General features: G+C 62.5%; 8 protein-coding genes. 2 read left to right on the top strand and 6 right to left on the bottom strand.

The genetic code is table 11. The annotated features are described in order from the left end of the window. The first annotated feature begins 128 nt into the window (after window positions 1-128). Entirely contained in the window at window positions 129-8690 is an 8562-nt protein-coding gene (locus ACMKFF_RS05985; RefSeq protein WP_419496373.1) for an S-layer homology domain-containing protein, read from the top strand. A gap of 159 nt (window positions 8691-8849) precedes the next feature. Beyond that, window positions 8850-10226, top strand: a complete 1377-nt coding sequence (fumC, locus tag ACMKFF_RS05980; RefSeq protein ID WP_419496372.1) for a class II fumarate hydratase — start codon at window positions 8850-8852, stop codon at window positions 10224-10226. Between the two features lie 52 nt (window positions 10227-10278). Here fumC and ACMKFF_RS05975 read toward each other — a convergent pair whose 3' ends face one another. From ACMKFF_RS05975 to ACMKFF_RS05950, 6 genes are all read right to left on the bottom strand, one after another. After that, complete coding sequence (locus tag ACMKFF_RS05975) at window positions 10279-11925, bottom strand: polysaccharide deacetylase family protein (protein WP_419496379.1); 1647 nt, start codon at window positions 11923-11925, stop codon at window positions 10279-10281. Then, entirely contained in the window at window positions 11864-12493 is a 630-nt protein-coding gene (locus ACMKFF_RS05970; protein WP_419496371.1) for a hypothetical protein, read from the bottom strand. Before ACMKFF_RS05970 ends, ACMKFF_RS05975 begins: the two co-directional genes overlap by 62 nt. Window positions 12494-12534: 41 nt before the next feature. Then, window positions 12535-12894 (bottom strand): type II toxin-antitoxin system PemK/MazF family toxin, encoded by a 360-nt coding sequence (locus ACMKFF_RS05965; protein WP_349134769.1) that lies wholly within the window; start codon window positions 12892-12894, stop codon window positions 12535-12537. Between the two features lie 517 nt (window positions 12895-13411). Next, window positions 13412-15388 carry an NAD-dependent DNA ligase LigA gene (gene ligA / locus ACMKFF_RS05960; RefSeq protein WP_419496370.1) on the bottom strand — a complete coding sequence of 659 codons (1977 nt, stop codon included), beginning with the start codon at window positions 15386-15388 and terminating at the stop codon, window positions 13412-13414. After that, entirely contained in the window at window positions 15385-16029 is a 645-nt protein-coding gene (gene yunB / locus ACMKFF_RS05955) for a sporulation protein YunB (protein ID WP_349135768.1), read from the bottom strand. Before yunB ends, ligA begins: the two co-directional genes overlap by 4 nt. A 51-nt stretch (window positions 16030-16080) precedes the next feature. Further along, window positions 16081-18441, bottom strand: coding sequence for an ATP-dependent helicase (locus tag ACMKFF_RS05950; RefSeq protein ID WP_419496369.1), 2361 nt, complete (start codon window positions 18439-18441; stop codon window positions 16081-16083). Window positions 18442-18880 lie beyond the last annotated feature (439 nt).

Raw genomic sequence — 18880 nt, 5'->3', positions numbered from 1 at the left:
TGTTTTTTTGCGGCCCGCCCGTTGGGCTTTGCGCTGATCTTTTGGACCGAACACGGTCTAAGGATAAATAAAATCGGGAAGCCACTAATCGTATCCTCAATGGCTTCCCCAAAAGAAAGGAAAACAGCATGAAAAGAATCCTGAGCATCCTGCTGGTGCTTGCCATGCTTCTGTCGATGATCCCTGCGGTCTTCGCGGCGGACTGCGACATCACGGTAAGTACCCCGGCGCCCGATCCCGTCAAGGTCGGTGCGCTGTACCAGCTCCCGCTCGGAACGGTGTTCACCGACCCGAACGGGCACGCTCTCAGCTTCGCGCTGAAGGCGGATTACGGCGATAAGGTCTATATCAAGGACAATACGCTGCAGTTCACCTCTGCCGAGGCAGGGGAATTCCGCATCGGCATTACCGCTACCTGCACGGACGGCGGCAGTGCTGAGACTGTCGTTCCCATCACGGTCGAGGCCGTGGAGGACGGCGACAAGAACCAGTACGGCTATGACGAGACCGACCAGGCCTCCGTCACCGTCTATGTGACCATCTCGAGCGACGGCGCACCGATCATCGGCAAGGACGACGGCGGCACCATCCTGTCGCATCTGGAGGTCAAGGTCCCGTACTTCCCCCTGTCCCTGTACGGTCTGGACGATTTTAACCGTTACCACACGGAGAACGGCTCCGGAAGCTATACGGACAACGAGATCGTGCAGCGCCCGACGCTCCTGCACCTCTACATCTATATGCTCGAGCGCTACTACCTCGGCGTGGCCGAGAAGGACTGCGGCAAGGGCACATCCGGCCTGCTGGAATTCACCGGCAGCGGCGAAGGCGTGAATGACATGCTCGGCGGCTCCTATGAGGATACGCGCAATGCGCTGCTCATCTCCGGCAGCGCCACGTCCATGTACATGCAGAACTTCTGGGGCCATGACGAGAACCTCATGTACTACCGCAACCACGTCTATCCCCTGATGTCTGCGGGCTGGGGCTCCACGGCAAACTACATTCTGCTGTCCGACAACGACACGATCGATCTGGCCATGTTCTCCAACTGGAGCTTCTGGACCTACGGCGCATTCGCCCGCTTTGACAAGGACGACTACACCGCCAAGGTCGGTGAAAAGATCACATTCGAAACGCAGAAGTATGACACCAAGTCCGTGTCCGACGGCGGCACGGAGTCCTTTGAGCCGATCACCGGTCTCAATGTGAAGCTCTACAATGAAAACTGGGAACAGCAGCAGGAGCTTACGAGCGAAGGCAGCAGCTACACGCTCGACACGGCCTCGCTGAAGGCCGGTACCTATTACCTGCTGGGCTATGACCCGAACTACGGCACGAAGAACGCCTGCTACGCCCCCGCAACGGCGAAGGTCGTTCTCACGAGCGAGGCACCTCAGCCCTGCCAGTGGGACGAAGGCGTCGTCACGACAGAGCCCACCTGCACGACGGCCGGTGTCAAGACGTTCTCCTGCAGCGTGCACGGTGAGACCCGCACGGAAGAGCTTCCGGCCCTCGGCCATGAATACGGCAGCGACGGCCTGTGCACCCGCTGCGGCGCGCAGGATCCCGCGATCCCCACGCAGGACGAGAGTGGCGTCTACTGCATTGCCAGCGAGAAGCAGCTGCAGTGGTTCGCAGCGAAGGTCAACGGCGGCGACACCGCCATCAGCGGCAAGCTGACGGCCAACCTCGAGCTGACCGAGGCCTGGACCCCGATCGGCACCCAGAGCCAGCCGTTTACCGGCAGCTTTGACGGCGACGGCCACAGCATCTCCGGCATGGACATCACCTATGCCGCCACCTCCGGCAGCGCCCCCTATCTCGGCTTCTTCGGCTATGTCAAGGGCACGGCTGACAAGAAGGCGGAGATCAGGAACCTGACGCTCTCCGGCAAGCTCGACATCACCGAGAACTACCGCAATTCCTACGCCTATTCCGGCGGCCTCGTCGGCGGTGCGGAATATGTTTCCTTCACCAATATCACGACGAACGTCACAATCACCGCGAAGAAGGGCTCCGCCCCCTATCCGTGGAGCTATGTCGGCGGCTTTGCCGGTATCGTGAAGAATGCAGACTTCCTGCGCTGCGTCAACAACGGCGCCGTGACCACGGACGGCGACTATGTCTCCGGCTTCGCGGCCAAGAGCGAGACGACGACCTACACCTCCTGCGTGAACAATGGCGCGATCACCGGCCGCACGAAGATTGGCGGCTTCGGCGCTTCCGTCAAGTCCACGAAGGCCGTTGATTCCTGCAACACCGGTGCCATCGGCCTTGCCGCCTATAACGGCAGCAATCAGGGTATCGGCGGTCTGTTCGGCGAGATCGGCTACGGCTCGACGCTCACGCGCTGCTACAACACCGGCGCCGTCACCGGCGACTGCTATGTCGGCGGTCTCGTCGGCTCGGTCGGCAGCGGCTCCGACGCCGCGAACGGCCCGAGCTACATCGTCGACAGCTACAACTCCGGCTCGATCACCGGCCACAGCGACAAGAACTACTGCGGCATCGGCGGTCTGGTCGGCAAGCTCGACGCCAGCTCCTCGAGAGTCTATGAGCAGAGCTACGTTCACAACTGCTATAACGTCGGCACCGTGACCGACCTTGGGCTGAAGACGATCAATGCCGGTGCGGCGATCGGTCTGATGCACGCGGATTATTCCACGGGCAGCTACCTCGAAGTGGAAAATGTCTATTACCTCGCCTGTGGCCTCGAGGGCCTCGGCAAGATGAACTATTCCACGATGCATGACCCGTCCGTCTTTGTGGAGATGACGGCCGTGGCCATGAAGGCCTCCGACTTCGTCACGAAGCTCGGCGCTTCCTTCAAGGCTGACGGAACCTGCATGCAGAAGGTCAACAGCGGCTACCCCGTCCTCACCTGGCAGCAGCTGGGCGAAGGCCAGAGCGAGCACACGTTTAAAGTGACCGCAACGGTCGACGCGACCTGCACCGAGGCCGGTTCCAAGACCTACACCTGCACGGCCTGCGGCGAGACGAAGGCGGAAGAGATTCCGGCTCTCGGCCACAATGTCGGCGAAGGCGGCATCTGCAGCCGCTGCGGTGAGAAGATCGCCTACCTGTCCGCGCTCCGCCTGACCGCCTACAACGCCTCCGGCGACTATGTCTTTACGCCGGAATTCGACGGTAAGACGGCCGAATATCAGGTCGCCATCCCCGATGCAGACGGCTTCAGCGCCTTCCTGTGGGCCACGCTGTCCGGAAATGCCCCGGAAGGCTCCACCATCAAGGCCGAGTGGACGAATCTGTATAACGGCAAGACCCAGTCCACGGCCATTACGTCCGGCAAGACCTCCGGCCAGAGCCTCGCAAACTTCAGCCGCGATGCCAAGCCGAACACCGTCACCCTGACGGTCGGCGTTGACGGCAATACGCAGACCTACACGCTCACCTCGTTCCGCACTCCGACCCTGTCTGCCCTGAACGTGACCGGCGCGCGCATGAACGAGACGTTCTCGCACCGCACGGCGGAATACACCATCGACACGACGGCAGATTCCATCACGCTCAGCGCCACGCCATATCAGGACGGCTACACCGTGACCTACAACGGCGCGGAGTCCGGCGAATGGACCCTGCAGGACGGCGAGAACGTCATGACCGTCGTCGTCTCCAACGCAGACGGCCTGTCGACCTCCTACACCGTCAAGGCAACGAAGCACGCCATCTGCAAGGTGCGTGCAGAGCTTGACCCGGAGAACGCCCTGCTGGTCCTGTATGACTCGTTCAACACCAGCATCTATCCGGATGAGAACGGCGACTATACCCTGATGGACGGCGCGGCCTACACCTACGTCGCAACGGCGAAGGGCTATGTCGGCAAGTCGGGCAGCCTGACTGCCAGCGCGGCCGAGCCAGTGCTCAAGATCACGCTGACCGCAGCCGAAGAGAACACGACCCTTGTCAAGGATCTCCCCGCCGAATGGCCTAACTTCCGCAACGGCAGCAATCACCTTGGCATCACGAACGCCCCCACGCCCTACACGAGTGAGGACAGTGAGCTGCTGTGGGCTGCGAAGTACGGCACAGGCCGGGCGGCCGCTCCCGGCTCCCCCATTCTGGTGGACGGTGGCCTCATCACCTACACCGGCAGCACCATCAAGCGCCTCGACGTCAACACCGGCAAGGTGCTCGCAGAGGGCACGATGGCAGGTACCTCCAGCTTCTCCATCAACCCGGCAACCTATGCCGACGGCATGATCTTTGTCGGCCTGTCCGGCGGCAAGATCCAGGCCTTCAACGCCAAGACGCTCGAATCCCTGTGGATCTACACCGATCCGCTCGGCGGCCAGCCCAACACCTCCCCGACGTACCACGACGGCTACATCTATGTCGGCTTCTGGAACGGCGAGAGCAAGCCCGGCAACTTCGTCGCCATCTCCGTGACGGATGAGGACCCGGCGAAGACGGACGAAGCCAAGCTCGCCTCCTGGTCCTATGCCTGCGTCGGCGGCTTCTACTGGGCAGGCGCTTATGTGACGGATAACCTCTGCATCGTCGGCACGGACGACGGCTCCGGCGAGGGCGACTATATCAACACCTCCGCCCTGCTGGTCTTCGACCGCCTGACGGGCAAGCTCCTTGACTCCCACTACGGCTGCAAGGGTGATATCCGCTCCAACGTTTCCCATGACCCGGATTCTGACCGCGTGTTCTTCACGTCCAAGGGCGGCTACATCTACAATGCCGCCATCGACTGGGAAACCGGCAGGATCACGGACTTCAAGTCTCTGGCGCTCAAGGACGCCGAGGGCTACACCAGTGAGGAAAAGCCCGGCGCCATCATGTCCACCTGCACGCCGTCCGTCTACAACGGGCGCATCTACCTCGGCGTTTCTGGCAACAAGGGCCAGTTCTCGCAGAATGGCGGCCACTGCATCGAGGTCATTGATCTCGACGTCGAAAGCGGCGAAATGAGCTATGCCTACTCCTATGGCATCGTCGGCTATCCGCAGACCTCGGCCATGGTCTCCACGGCCTATGTCGACAAGGACTTCGACGGCGACGGCGCGGGCGACGGCTATGTGTTCATCTACCTCCCCTACAACTATACCCCCGGCGGCATTTCCGTCCTGATGGATCGCCCGGGCCAGACCGAGCCGAAGACGGCCACGGATTCCGGCTACAGCGAGATCTTCACGCCGGAGTCCCCGCTGGCACAGTACTGTATCTGCTCCACCATCGCAGACAGCACCGGCACGATCTACTACAAGAACGACTCCTGCTACATGATGGCCATCACCTCGAAGATTCTGTCCATCGAGGTCAAGGAAAACCCGGAGAAGATGAGCTACAAGGTCGGCGAGACGTTCGACGCCTCCGGCATGAAGGTCGTTGCCAAGCTGGCCAACGGTCTCGAGCGGGATATCACGAACTATGTGACCTGGCAGGAAGGCCCCATCGAACAGGGTCAGACCTCCATCACCCTCTCCTACACCTACGGCTTCGACAGCGCCAATTACGGCCTGAAGACGAAGACGGCCGAGCTTGAGCTCGACGTCCTGCCCAGCCAGGATGAAGACGGTGTCTACCTCATCGGCAACGTCAGCCAGCTGCTCTGGTTCGCAGGCAAGGTCAACGGCGGCGAGACTGCTATCCGCGGCAAGCTGACGGCCAACATCGACCTGACCGGCATCGAAAACTGGACCCCGATGGGCTCCCAGAAGCAGCCGTTCACCGGCAGCTTTGACGGCGACGGCCACAGCATCACCGGCATGAGCATCACCTTCAACTCCGATGACAAGTCTGTCGGCGCTCCGTACCTTGGCCTCTTCGGCTATGTCAAGGGCACGGCCGACAAGAAGGCGGAGATCAAGAACCTGACGCTCTCCGGCAAGCTGGACATCACCGAAAACTACCGCAACTCCTTCGCTTACTCCGGCGGCCTCGTCGGCGGCGCAGAATATGTCTCCTTCACGGATGTGACCGTGGACGTTGCCGTTACGGCCAAGCAGGGCACGGCCCCCTATCCGTGGAGCTACATCGGCGGCTTTGCGGGCACCGTGGTGAATGCGGACTTCCTGCGCTGCGTCAACAACAGCACTGTGACCTCCGACGGCGACTATGTCGGCGGCTTCGCCCCCAAGAGTGAGAAGACGACCTACACCGCCTGCGCGAACAACGGTGCGATCACCGGCCGCACAAAGATCGGTGGTCTCGGCGCTGAGGTCAAATCCACGAAGGTCGTTGACTCCTGCAACACCGGCGCGATCGGCCTCGTCGCCTACGGCACGGGCAAGCAGGCCATCGGCGGGCTGTTCGCGGAGATCCGCTATGGTTCCTCCATCACCCGTTCCTACAACAGCGGCGCCGTCACCGGCGACTGCTACGTCGGCGGCCTTGTCGGCACGCTGAGCAGCAGCTCCGACAGCACGAACGGCGTCAACTACATCGTTGACTGCTACAACTCCGGCGCGATCACCGGCCACAGCGACAAGAACTACTGCGGCATCGGCGGCCTCGTCGGCAACCTCGACGCTGGCATGAGGAGCTACTCGCAGAGCTACATCCACAACTGCTACAACACCGGCACCGCGACCGACCTTGGTCTGAAGACAGCCGGAAATCCCGGCGCAGCCATCGGCTTCATGCATTCGGATTATTCCGAGGCCAGCTATCATCAGGTTGAGGACGTCTACTATCTTGCCTGCGGCCTCGAGGGCGTCGGAAAGATGGGCTACTCCACGCTGAAGGACCCGACCGTCCTGAAGGAAATGTCCGAGGAGGACATGAAGTCCGCCGACTTCATTGCCGCACTGGGTGAGTCCTTCAAGGCAGACGGCACCTGCATGCAGAAGGTCAACAGCGGCTATCCCATCCTTGTCTGGCAGAAGCTGGCTGAGGGCCAGAGCGAGCATACGCTGGAGAAGACGACCGTTGTCGATCCGACCTGCACCGAGCAGGGCTACACGATCTACACCTGCACCGCCTGCGGCGAGACCCTCAAGGCCGACTTTGTTCCGGCCAACGGTCACAGCTACGAGGAATCGGTCGTTGCCCCGACCTGCGAGAAGGACGGCTACACGAACCACGTCTGCTCCGTCTGCGGCGACAGCTACCGCGATAACTATGTCGACGCTGCCGGTCATCAGTACACGGACACCGTGACTGCCCCGACCTGCACCGCCTCCGGCTACACCACGCACACCTGCTCCGTCTGCGGCCACAGCTACGTCGATTCTGTCGTCCCGGCCACCGGCCACACCTACACGGAGTCCGTGACTGCCCCGACCTGCACCGCCTCCGGCTATACCACGCACACCTGCTCCGTCTGCGGCCACAGCTACATCAATTCTGTCGTCCCGGCCACCGGCCATGACTATGTCTGGCAGATCACCCGCGTGCCGACCTGCACAGCGGAGGGCGTGAAGACCTTCACCTGCTCGCACTGCGGTGACAGCTATGACGTTGCTCTGGCAAAGGCGGACCACACCTACGAAGCCGTTGTGACGGCTCCGACCTGCACGAACAACGGTTACACCACACATACCTGCTCCGTCTGCGGCGACAGCTACGTCGATTCCATCGTCCCGGCCACCGGCCACAGCTATGAAGCCGTCGTGACTGCCCCGACCTGCGACAAGATGGGCTACACCACCTACACCTGCTCCGTCTGCGGTGACAGCTATGTCGGCAGCTACACCGATGCGCTCGAACACACCTACACAGCCGTCGTCACGAAGGAACCGACCTGTACCGAGGAAGGCGTGAAGACCTTCACCTGCAGCGAGTGCGGCAAGTCCTACACCGAGGCCATCCCGACGGTCGCGCACAGCTACGAAGCCGTTGTGACCGCCCCGACCTGCGACAAGATGGGCTACACCACCTACACCTGCTCCGTCTGCGGCGACAGCTATGTTGCGGACTATGTGGACGCCGCCGGTCATGACTGCGAGACGGAGACCGTCCCGGCCACCTGCCTCGGCTACGGCTTTGTCCGCGAGTCCTGCAAGCACTGCGACTACAGCGTCATCACGGAGATCACTGCCCCTCTCGGCCATGATTATCAGGCTGTCGTGACGGCTCCGACGCTCGACGAGGGCGGCTATACGACCCACACCTGCAGCCGCTGCGGCGACAGCTATGTGGACAGCGAGACCCCGGCCCTCGGCCACAAGTGCGCTGCCTACACCGACATCCCGACGGATTGGGCGAAGGAAGGCATCTGCTTCGTGATCGAGAACGGCCTCATGGTCGGCACGACCTCTACGACGTTTGCACCGAAGGACACCCTGACGCGCGCCATGCTCGTCACCGTGCTCTACCGCATGGCGGGCAGCCCGGCTGTCGACGCTCCGTCCGGCTTTGCGGATGTGGATGACGGCCAGTGGTACTCCGATGCGATCGCCTGGGCCGCCGCAAACGGCATCGTCAACGGCGTCGGCGGCAACAAGTTCGCCCCGTCCGAGCCGGTCACCCGTGAGCAGCTGGCTGCGATCTTCTTCCGCTATGCCAAGGCCGAAGCGCCCGAGGCAGACGTGCTGAGCGGCTATCCTGATGCCGAAAGCGTCAGCACCTACGCCAGAGACGCCATGGCATGGGCCGTTTCCACGGGCCTCGTTACCGGCTCGAAGGAAGCGGACGGCACCTATCTTGCCCCGCAGGGCCTTGCGGCCCGCGAGCAGGCGGCTGCCATCCTCATGCGCTACGTCAAGGCAAACGCATAACCTGACCGTTTCACCCCCCCTTCCCGCGCCCCGCAGCCCGAAAAGCTGCGGGGCGCATTTTATCCGATATTCTCCTGCGCACTTGACACGGCGCGGCGGGGATGATATGGTATCGGCAGAAAAAATGCGGGCACACGGCCCGCTTCTGAGGTGAAGGATATGGAATATCGCATGGAGCACGACTCCATGGGCGACGTCCGCGTGCCTGCGGACCGCTATTGGGGCGCGCAGACGCAGCGCAGCTTTGAAAACTTCCCGATCGGGCAGGGCCGCGAGCCCATGCCGCCGGAGATCATCCACGCATTCGGCATCCTGAAAAAGGCGGCCGCCATAACGAACGCCCGCCTGTGCCCCACGGCCATGACGGCCGAAAAATGCGGCGCCATCTGCGCCGCAGCCGATGAAATTATCTCCGGAAAGCTGGCAGACCACTTTCCGCTTGTCGTCTGGCAGACCGGCTCCGGCACGCAGACGAACATGAACGCAAACGAGGTCATCGCGAACCGCGGCAACGAGCTGGCGGGCAGGCGGCTGCTGCACCCGAATGATGACGTCAACCGCTCGCAGTCCTCGAACGACACGTTCCCCACAGCCCTGCATATCGCGGCCGTCTGCGCGCTCGAGGACGGCGCCCTGCCCGCGCTGGCGGAGCTGATCGACTCTCTCAAGCGCCTCGAGGCCGAAAATGAGGGCGTCATCAAGGCCGGGCGCACCCACCTGCAGGACGCCACGCCCATTTCGTTCCCGCAGGAGATCTCCGGCTGGCGCAGCAGCCTCGAGCGCGATGCGGAGCTGATCCGGCTGGCGCTTCCGCCGCTGCGGGAGCTTGCGCTGGGCGGAACGGCCGTCGGCACGGGGCTGAACGCCCCCGCAGGCTTTGCCGAAGAGGTCGCTGCGGAGATCAGCCGCCTGACGGGCAAGGACTTCCGCAGCGCCCCGAACAAGTTCCACGCCCTCACCTCCCGCGACGAGCTGGTCTTCGCCCACGGCGCGCTGCAGGCGCTGGCAGGCGACCTGATGAAGCTGGCAAACGATATCCGCTGGCTCGGCTCCGGCCCACGCAACGGTCTCGGTGAGCTGTTCCTGCCGGAGAACGAGCCCGGCTCGTCCATCATGCCCGGCAAGGTCAACCCGACGCAGTGCGAGGCGCTGACGATGATTGCCGTGCAGGTCATGGCGAACGGAGCCGGGATCGGCTTTGCGGCCTCGCAGGGCAATTTCGAGCTGAACGTCTTCCTGCCCGTTCTGGCGCACGAATTCCTGCAGTCCGCGCGGCTGCTGGCCGAGGGCATGCGCTCGTTCCGCCTGCGCTGCGCCGACGGCATCCGCGCCAACCGCGAAAAGATGGCGGAAAATCTCCGCCGCTCCCTCATGCTCGTCACGGCGCTCAGCCCCACGATCGGCTATGAAGCGGCTGCCGAGGCTGCAAAGCTCGCCCACCGGGAGGACCTGACGCTCCGCGAGGCATGCCTGCGCCTTGGCTGCCTGACCGGCGAGCAGTTCGACGCTCTGTTCCATCCCGAAGAGATGGTCTAAAGCACAATAATGCCCCTGCCACGCCGAAAGCATGGCAGGGGCACTTTGTGTTTCAGTGCAGATGGTCGTAGATGCGGAGCATGACCGTCGCAGCCTCGGCGCGCGTGGTCGTGCGCTGCGGGAAGAAGCGGTTGTTCTCCGCGCCGCGGATAAGGCCGAGGGCCGTCATGCGCGCGACGCTGTCTCGCGCCCAGACGGAAATGGACGCCGTGTCGGCAAAGCTCAGCTTTCCGGTGTGGAGCGTCTCGCCGCGCTGCTGCATAAGGCGGTCGAGAATGACGCACATCTCCTCGCGCGTGATGAGCGCCTCGGGGCGATAGGAGCCATCCTCATAGCCGCGGATCAGATTTTTCCGCAGGGCCCAGCTCATCGCTGCCGTGTACCATTGGCCGCCCTTCACGTCGGAAAAGCCCGCTGCGCTGTCCGGGAGGCTCTCGCCGACGGCACGCGCCAGCATCGTAACGAACATGGCGCGGTTCAGGCCTCCATCCGGTTCATACACAAAGTCTCCCACGCCTTTAAGAAGATCCAGAGAGACTGCCCGGTCAATGCTTTCGAAATACCAGGAATTTGTGGGCACGTCGCGAAAGAGATGGCCGGACTTGCTCAGATAGAGCGTGTACGTCTGGCCACATCCCTCCTTTGCAAACACGCGATAGCGCAGAATTCCGGTAAAAAATTCCAAACCGGAGGAAGGGTAAACCGCCGAGCGCTCCGTCGGAGCAGAGCCGTCGAGCGTATAACGCAGCTCGGAATTCGGATTCGGATTGGAGATCATGACCTTGCCGTTCAGAGCCCTGACTGTCGGCTCCTTCAGCGTAATGCCGCGCACCTGGACCGAGGTCTCAGCGCTGGCACTGCCATTCAGATTAAAGGCGGCCACAGCGCGAAGGGTCTGGCCTGCCTTTGCCTCAATGGGACCGGAATAAACCCGGCCGGAGGCCAGCGGCGAGGAGCCGTCGAGCGTATAGTAGATCACTGCGCCCTTGTCGGCCGTGATGGTGACCTTTCCGCCCGCCTCCGTGACGGTCGGTGCATTTACGGGGCCGAGATCCGTTCCGGTCGGCTTGCAGGAGCTGTAGGTGTGGCCCTTCTCCAGCGAGACGCCGCGGCGGCGGAACAGCTCGTTCACCGTAACGAATTCATAGCCCTTGGCCTGCAGCTTGTCAATGGCCATCAGGACGCCGTCCACCGTGGTGGAGTGGATGTCGTGCGCCAGCACGATCGCGCCGTCATGTGCTCCGTTGACGATGTTCGTGCAGACGGTGTCGGCATTGCGGTACTTCCAGTCCAGAGGATCGACGGACCAGAGAATGGCCGGATTGTCCAGCAGCGACAGCACGCGGGAATTATAATCGCCGTAGGGCGGGCGCACAAGATAGTGCGTGCCGTAGCCCGTGATTCCGTTGAGGATGTCGGCCGTGTGGCTGATCTGCCACGTCACCTGCGAGTCCGTCTTTTTGCTCAGCTGCGGGTGATCGTATGTATGCGAGGCGATCTGGTGGCCCGCGTCGCGGACGAGGCCGGCCGTCACATCGTAGTTCTCGGCCTGCTGACCGAGCATGAAGAACGTCGCCTTGACACCGCGCTTCGCCAGCCCCTCAAGCAGGCGGCGCGTATAGGGTCCGGGGCCGTCGTCAAATGTCAGGGCGATCAGCTTGCCGCCCTTTGAGCGGGTCTCCGTCTCCGGCACGGCCATCGCCGTCGCCGGGAGCAGCGTCAGAAGGCACGCCGCCAGCAAAAGGATCGCTAAAATTCTGTGCTTCATCGGTACTTCCTCCGTTTTCTGTCATTTCTATGGAGGGCATGCATCCCGCCGCATCGAGCCGGAACACCAGCCGCGCCCGGCCCATAAGCTCCTGCTCCGCCGCCTGCGGCAGCCATTGCGGGAGCTGCTGCGCCTCTTCGGGCAGCAGGGCAAGCGCATAGCCGTCCTCCAGCTGCTTGAGCAGGCCGTTGCGGATGGGAACGCCGTCCGCCTCGCCGCACCACGGGAGCCACGCGCCGCGCGGCATGGCAGCCGCCGCAGCGGCTGTCAGCCCGTCCGGAAAATGCGACACCGGGATACAGGCCTGCAGCTCCGCACCCTCACGGCGCGGATACGGAATGCCGAGATACTCCACTCTCCATTTAGATATGACGTAAATGCGGCGCAGTTGTTCCGCATGCTTGGAAATTTTGCAGATAAAAATATAGAACAGGCCATCCTGCTGCGCCGTTACGGTACCGATCTGCTCGCCCTGCTCCCAAACGCTCAATTCCATCATCAAAAATCCCTCCCGCACAGCCTATGCGGGAGGGTGGCGCATCATTCCGTTTCGCCCTTCGGCAGGCCAAAGCTGACCGCAATGGCGTTGTCGACCTGATTCATCATGGCCGCATCGAGCCTGCCCATGTGCTCGCGCAGGCGGCGCTTGTCAATGGTGCGGATCTGCTCGAGCAGCACGACGGAGTCCTTCGTCAGGCCGACGTTCCGGCCGGTCAGCTCAATGTGCGTCGGCAGCTTTGCCTTGTTCATCTGGCTCGTGATCGCCGCCGCAATCACCGTGGGAGAATGCCGGTTGCCCATGTCGTTCTGCACGATGAGCACGGGCCGCGTGCCCCCCTGCTCACTGCCGACGACCGGACTGAGATCGGCATAGAAAATATCGCCACGCTTGACAGTCATATCCATTTCCGTTTCACGCTCCGAGAAAAATATCACCCGTTACACAGATTGCTTTCAGGAAGCTCTGCTTAGATCAGCAAGAGTGGATGGCGAGAGATTTTTGGCAAGTCAAGGTATGGAAAACGCAGGAATACTTTGTGTACCCGCAAGGGGCATGCCGCATCCGTAAGGCGGCAAAGCCGCCAACGGCTGCGCAATATTTCAAGTTTTTCATACCGATGGATTGACGAAAAATATCCGGCATCCGCCGCAGCTGATCTATGCAGAGCTTCCTCTAAGTACCGCGGGTAATCATATTGTCCCACGGGGCCGGAAAAATTATACGCCCCCGTGCTCTATCCTATGCGGCACGGGGGCGTCATGTGTTTTTCAGACTGTCAAAAACCTGCCCAGCCAAAAGTTTCGGAGGGAAGGATCGTGTAGCGGCAGAATTGCAAAATAATACTGCAAAATTCTATTTTGCAATTCTGAAAGCAGCTTGGCGGAAAAGCCCGAAGGGATTTTTTGACAAGCTGTTTTATTCCTGCAGCATGTCGAGGAACTGCTGCTCCGTCAGGACGGGGATCCCAAGCTCGCCTGCCTTGCGCAGCTTGCTGCCCGCATTCTCGCCTGCCACGACATACGTCGTCTTCTTCGAGACGGAGCCGGAGGCCTTGCCGCCGTGCGCCTCGATCTTTTCCGTGGCCTCATCGCGCGTGAACAGCGACAGAGCGCCCGTGAGCACGAATGTCATGCCCGCAAAGCGGTCGTCCGTCGGCGCGGCCGTGCTCTCAAAATTCACGCCTGCCTCGCGCAGGCGGCGCAGCATGTGATGCGACTGCGGGCTTGCAAACCACGACACGATGCTCTGTGCCGTGATGGCCCCGATGTCGCTGACCTGCGTGAGCGCGGCCTCGTCCGCCTGCATGAGCGCGTCCATGGAGCCAAACGTGCGCGCAAGCACCTTGGCGGCCTTTTCGCCGACCTGCCGGATGCCGAGCGCATAGATCAGGCGGCTGAGATCGGCGTTGCGGCTGGCTGCAATGGAGTCCAGCAGCTTCTGCGCAGCGCGCGTGCCGCTCTTCCAGAGGCTCTTCAGGTCATCCAGCTGCAGGTAGTAGATATCCGCCGGAGAATGGATGTGGCCGCCCGCGATGAGCTGGTCCACAAGGGCCTCGCCGAGGCCCTCGATATCCATGGCGCCGCGCGAAACAAAGTGCGCGATGTTGCGGCTGAGCTGGGCCGGGCACTCCGCGCCCGTGCAGCGCATGGCCGCACCGTCCGGGTCCCGCTCGACCGGCGCGCCGCAGACGGGGCACACGGACGGCAGACGGAACGGCACGGCGTCCTGCGGGCGCTTCTCCGGCACGACCGCAAGAATTTCCGGGATGATCTCGCCCGCCTTGCGGATGGTGACGGTGTCGCCGATGCGGATATCCTTTTCGGAAATGAAGTCCTGATTGTGGAGTGTTGCGCTTGTGACCGTTGTGCCCGCCAGCCGGACGGGGCTGACGACAGCGCGCGGCGTCAGGACGCCGGTGCGGCCGACCTGCACGACGATGTCCTCCACAAGGGTCTCACGAATTTCGGGCGGATATTTATAGGCGCAGGCCCAGCGCGGGAATTTCGCCGTGCTGCCGAGCTGCGCACGCTGCGGCAGGCTGTCGAGCTTGACCACCGCGCCGTCGATGTCAAAGGCAAAGCCGTCGCGCGTCTCGCCGATCCCGGCAATGCGCCGCAGGGCCTCATCCGCCGTGGTGCAGCGCGTGTGCGGGATAACATGAAAGCGCAGCGCCTGCAGGAATTCCAGCGTCTCGATATGCGACGTGAACTCCCGCCCCTCTGCAAGCTGGAGGTTAAAGACGAGAATGTCCAGCCTCCGCTCCGCCGCCACGGCGGGATCGAGCTGGCGCAGGCTGCCCGCTGCGGCATTGCGTGGATTGGCAAACAGCGGCTTGCCCTCCTCCTCGCGCGCCTCGTTGAGCTGCGCGAAGACCGCGCGGGGCATGAAGACCTCGCCGCGGACGATGAGACGGTGCGGCGCGCCGTCCAGATGCATGGGAATGGAGCGGATCGTCTTGAGATTCTCCGTCACGTCCTCGCCGATGCGGCCGTCGCCGCGCGTTGCACCGCGGACGAACGCGCCGTCCACATACTCCAGCGCAACGGACAGGCCGTCGACCTTCGGCTCGACGCTGTAGACGGCGTCCGGCACGCTCTCGCGCACCCGGCCGTCAAACTCGCGGACCTCGTCCGGCGAGAACACGTCCTGCAGACTCTCGAGCGGCACGGCGTGCTCGACCTTTTCAAACTTGCTCAGCGCCTCGCCGCCGACCCGGCGCGTGGGCGAGAGCGGCGATGCCAGCTCCGGATGCGCGGCCTCCAGCTCCTCCAGCCGCCGCAGCAGCCGGTCATATTCATAATCCTCCATCTCGGGCGCATCGAGCACATAGTACTGATGGTTCGCCCGCTCCAGCACCTCGGTCAGGTGCGCGATCTCTTCGCGTGGGTTCATGTTCCTTCCTCCTCCGGGCCGCCCAGCCCGATGTAGGTGGACGGCACATTGCCGACGATGACGGTCTCCGCCGCAAGGACGGTCACATCGACGGCGAGCTCCTGCGTACCGGCCAGCGACAGGATCGTGACCGTAACGTGAATATCGATAAAAATCTGGTGCAGTGTCTGGTTGATCCCGACCGTGCTGAAGCGGTTCCGGAACGCGGCGTCCGAGGTCCGCACGGCCAGCACGCGCACGACCAGCCGCGGCCCCATGCCAGAAAACAGCTCCGGCAGCACGACGCTCCCGACCGGGATGCCGAGCTCCTCAACGGACAGGTCCGCGAGATTTTCGTCGATCCGGGCCGTCAGCGCCGTGCGGAAGCGGTTCAGCCCCGCCACGTTCGACCGCACGGCCGTGACATTGCCCTGCGTATCCTTCTCCAGCTCGACGAGCTTGTCATAGGTGATCTCCTCCGCCGTGAGCGTGTCCTGCACGGCGTCGTTGATGGCCGCCGAGGCCTGATTATCCAGCTGCAGCGCCGCCAGCTGCGCCAGCACGGGCGCATAGTGAAGCCGCGTCAGCAGCACAAGGACCGAGACCGCCGCCAGCAGCACGGCAAGCGCCGCGCGCAAGCGGTTCCGCTGCACAAATGTCATTCTGCCCACCACCCCCTGCAGCTTATGCGGGGCGCGGGCGGGGTATGTTCCTTACAGCTTCCGCATGCGCGAGGCGGCAAAGTTCGCCATCAGGCGCTTCGTGCCAATCTGGTCAAAGGCGATCTCGAGCATTTTGTCATTGCCCGTCGGCAGGACGGACAGCACAAGGCCGCGGCCGAAGACGTCGTGCTCGACCGTGTCGCCCTTGCGGAAGTCGATCACGGGTCCGGATGCATGGTGCGAGCCGAGCGTGTCGCTGTGAGGCATGGTCGGGCGCGGGCGCGGCTTGGCCTGCTGCACGAAGCGCGGCTGCGTGTGCTGCTTGCGCTCGACAAGCTCCTCCGGGATCTCCGCAAGGAAGCGGGACGGACGGCTGACCGTTGTGCGGCCGTAGAGCATGCGCTGGTGCGCGCAGGTGATGGTCAGGCGGCGCTTGGCGCGCGTGATAGCCACATAGCACAGGCGGCGCTCCTCCTCCATCTCCTCCGGCTCGCCGATGGCGCGGGCGCTCGGGAACAGGCCGTCCTCCGCGCCGACAAGATAGACCTCCGGGAATTCCAGGCCCTTGGCCGAGTGCACCGTCATCATGACGACGGCGTCCGCCGTGCGGTCATACTGCTCGATGTCGGTATAGAGCGCGATCTCCTCCAGAAAGCCGCTGAGGCTCGGCGCATCCGCATTCTCCAGATACGTCAGGATGGAGGAACGCAGCTCGCGCACGTTCTCGAGACGGGTGCGGCTCTCCACATCGCCCTTCTGCTCGAGCATGGCGGCGTAGCCCGTGCGGATGAGCAGCTCGTCGTAGAATTCCGGCAGCGGCATCGTGCGGGAGAGCTCTGCGCACGACTCGATCAGCTCCGCGAACTGCTGCAGCTTGCCCTCGGCCCGCTCAAGCGCAGGGTAGGAGCGCGCATTGCACAGCACGGAATACAGCGGGCGGCCCTCCGCCGCGCTCTGGCGCTCGATGACCTCGAGCGTTTTGCCGCCGATGCCGCGCGGCGGCTGATTGATGATGCGGCGCAGGCGCAGATCGTCCGCACGGTTGTTGATGAGGCAGAGATAGGCCAGCATGTCCTTGACCTCCGCGCGGTCGAAGAAGCGCGTGCCGCCGATGATGCGATACGGGATGCCGTTTCGCTTGAAGGCATATTCCAGCGCGTTCGACTGCGCGTTCATGCGGTAGAGCACGGCGAAATCGCCGTAATTCCGGCCGTGGGAATCCGTCAGAATGCGGTTTGCGACGTAGTTGGCCTCCTCCACGCCGTCGGAGGCCTCATAGATGCGCACGCGGTTCCCCTGCCCGTTCTCCGTCCATAGCTTCTTGCCCTTGCGGCTGTGGTTGTTGGCAATGACGGCGTTGGCCGCATCCAGAATGCACTGCGTCGAGCGGTAGTTCTGCTCCAGCCGGATGAGGCGCGCGCCCTGATACTCGTTTTCAAAATTCAGGATGTTCTCGATCGTCGCGCCGCGGAAGCGATAGATGCTCTGGTCATCGTCACCGACGACGCAGATATTCTCGTGCCGGCCGGCCAGCAGCGAGGCCAGCAGATACTGCAGGTGGTTCGTATCCTGATACTCGTCGATGAGGACATAGCGGAACTTGCGCTGATAGTAGTCGCGCACATCCTCATATTCCTGCAGCAGGCGGACCGTCAGCAGGATGATGTCATCAAAATCCACGGCGTTCGCCTCCTGCAGCCGTCTCTGGTAGGACGCGTAGAGCTGACCGATGCACTTCAGGCGGTAATCCGAGTTGACGGAGGCCAGAAACTCCTCCGGCGTCTGCATCTGGTCCTTCAGGCGGGAGATCTGCGCGAGGACGGCCCGCGGCGGGAACGTCTTCTCGTCCAGCCCGCGCTCGCGAAGGAGGTCCTTCATCACGCGCTCGGAATCCGCGGTGTCGTAAATCGTAAAGCTGCGGTCATAGCCGAGGCGCTCGATCTCGCGCCGCAGGATGCGGCAGCAGGCCGAGTGGAACGTCATGGCCCAGACGTCGTTCGCCTCCGGGCCGAGCAGGTCTGTCAGGCGTTCGCGCAGCTCATTTGCCGCCTTGTTCGTGAAGGTGATGGCCAGAATGCTCCACGGCGCTGCCGGGCGCAGGGCACAGAGGGCATCCGCCCGCTGCACGCCCTCCTCCGTTGGGTATTTTGCCTGCTCCTCCAGAAAATCGATGTCCTCCGGCACGGCATCCGGTGGAACCTCCGTGCTGTCCGAGGCGCAGCCATAACGGATCAGATTGGCGATGCGGTGGATGAGAACGGTCGTCTTGCCGCTGCCGGCGCCGGCCAGCAGCAGGAGCGGCCCCTCCGTGGTCAGAACGGCCTCAAGCTGACGCGGATTCATACGCGAAAAGCGCGAGGCGATATAATCTCTGCGTGCGGCGCAAAAGCGCTGCTCCAGTTCCTGTGTCATAATTACTCCCTGTCAAGAAACCCCGGCCGGATCGGCTGTAGGGCGAAATGGTTTATCCTTGTTTTTACCCTTATATTTTAGTACATCCGCGCGAAAAAAGAAAGCCCGATTTTGCTGCCCGGCCACAGCAGCACACCCGCAAAATAAAAATGCCCCGCCGAGAGGCGCACTCCGGAAGGAAGTGCGCCTCAGTTATATTCGCCTGACAGCGAGTGAAATTGTCCTTCGGACAGTGATAGGATACTTCGCATCGTGATATTGCCTGCGGCAGTTTAACGGGCGAATATAATATCACAAAAACCGAGAGGCTTTTATATCACTTTCCGAATAGGAAAATATCACTCCGGGCAAAGCCCGGAATATCACTTGCTCTTTCCGGGCGGCCTGACATTTGACGTAGATTGTACCTTTTCTTTCCGGTAATTCTCTGCTATAATGA

It is taken from the genome of Faecousia sp. (assembly GCF_048519415.1).
In the GTDB taxonomy this organism is placed as follows: domain Bacteria; phylum Bacillota; class Clostridia; order Oscillospirales; family Oscillospiraceae; genus JAZOXB01.
Note: the sequence above shows the minus strand (reverse complement) of the source record. Positions and strands in the feature narration are given on the sequence as shown.

Excerpts from the sequence above, each read along its gene's own strand:
- ACMKFF_RS05985 (WP_419496373.1), top strand. The coding sequence starts at position 129 with ATGAAAAGAATCCTGAGCATCCTGCTGGTGCTTGCCATGCTTCTGTCG.
- fumC (WP_419496372.1), top strand. The coding sequence starts at position 8,850 with ATGGAATATCGCATGGAGCACGACTCCATGGGCGACGTCCGCGTGCCT.
- ACMKFF_RS05975 (WP_419496379.1), bottom strand. The coding sequence starts at position 11,925 with ATGGCCGTGCCGGAGACGGAGACCCGCTCAAAGGGCGGCAAGCTGATC.
- ACMKFF_RS05970 (WP_419496371.1), bottom strand. The coding sequence starts at position 12,493 with ATGATGGAATTGAGCGTTTGGGAGCAGGGCGAGCAGATCGGTACCGTA.
- ACMKFF_RS05965 (WP_349134769.1), bottom strand. The coding sequence starts at position 12,894 with ATGACTGTCAAGCGTGGCGATATTTTCTATGCCGATCTCAGTCCGGTC.
- ligA (WP_419496370.1), bottom strand. The coding sequence starts at position 15,388 with ATGAACCCACGCGAAGAGATCGCGCACCTGACCGAGGTGCTGGAGCGG.
- yunB (WP_349135768.1), bottom strand. The coding sequence starts at position 16,029 with ATGACATTTGTGCAGCGGAACCGCTTGCGCGCGGCGCTTGCCGTGCTG.
- ACMKFF_RS05950 (WP_419496369.1), bottom strand. The coding sequence starts at position 18,441 with ATGACACAGGAACTGGAGCAGCGCTTTTGCGCCGCACGCAGAGATTAT.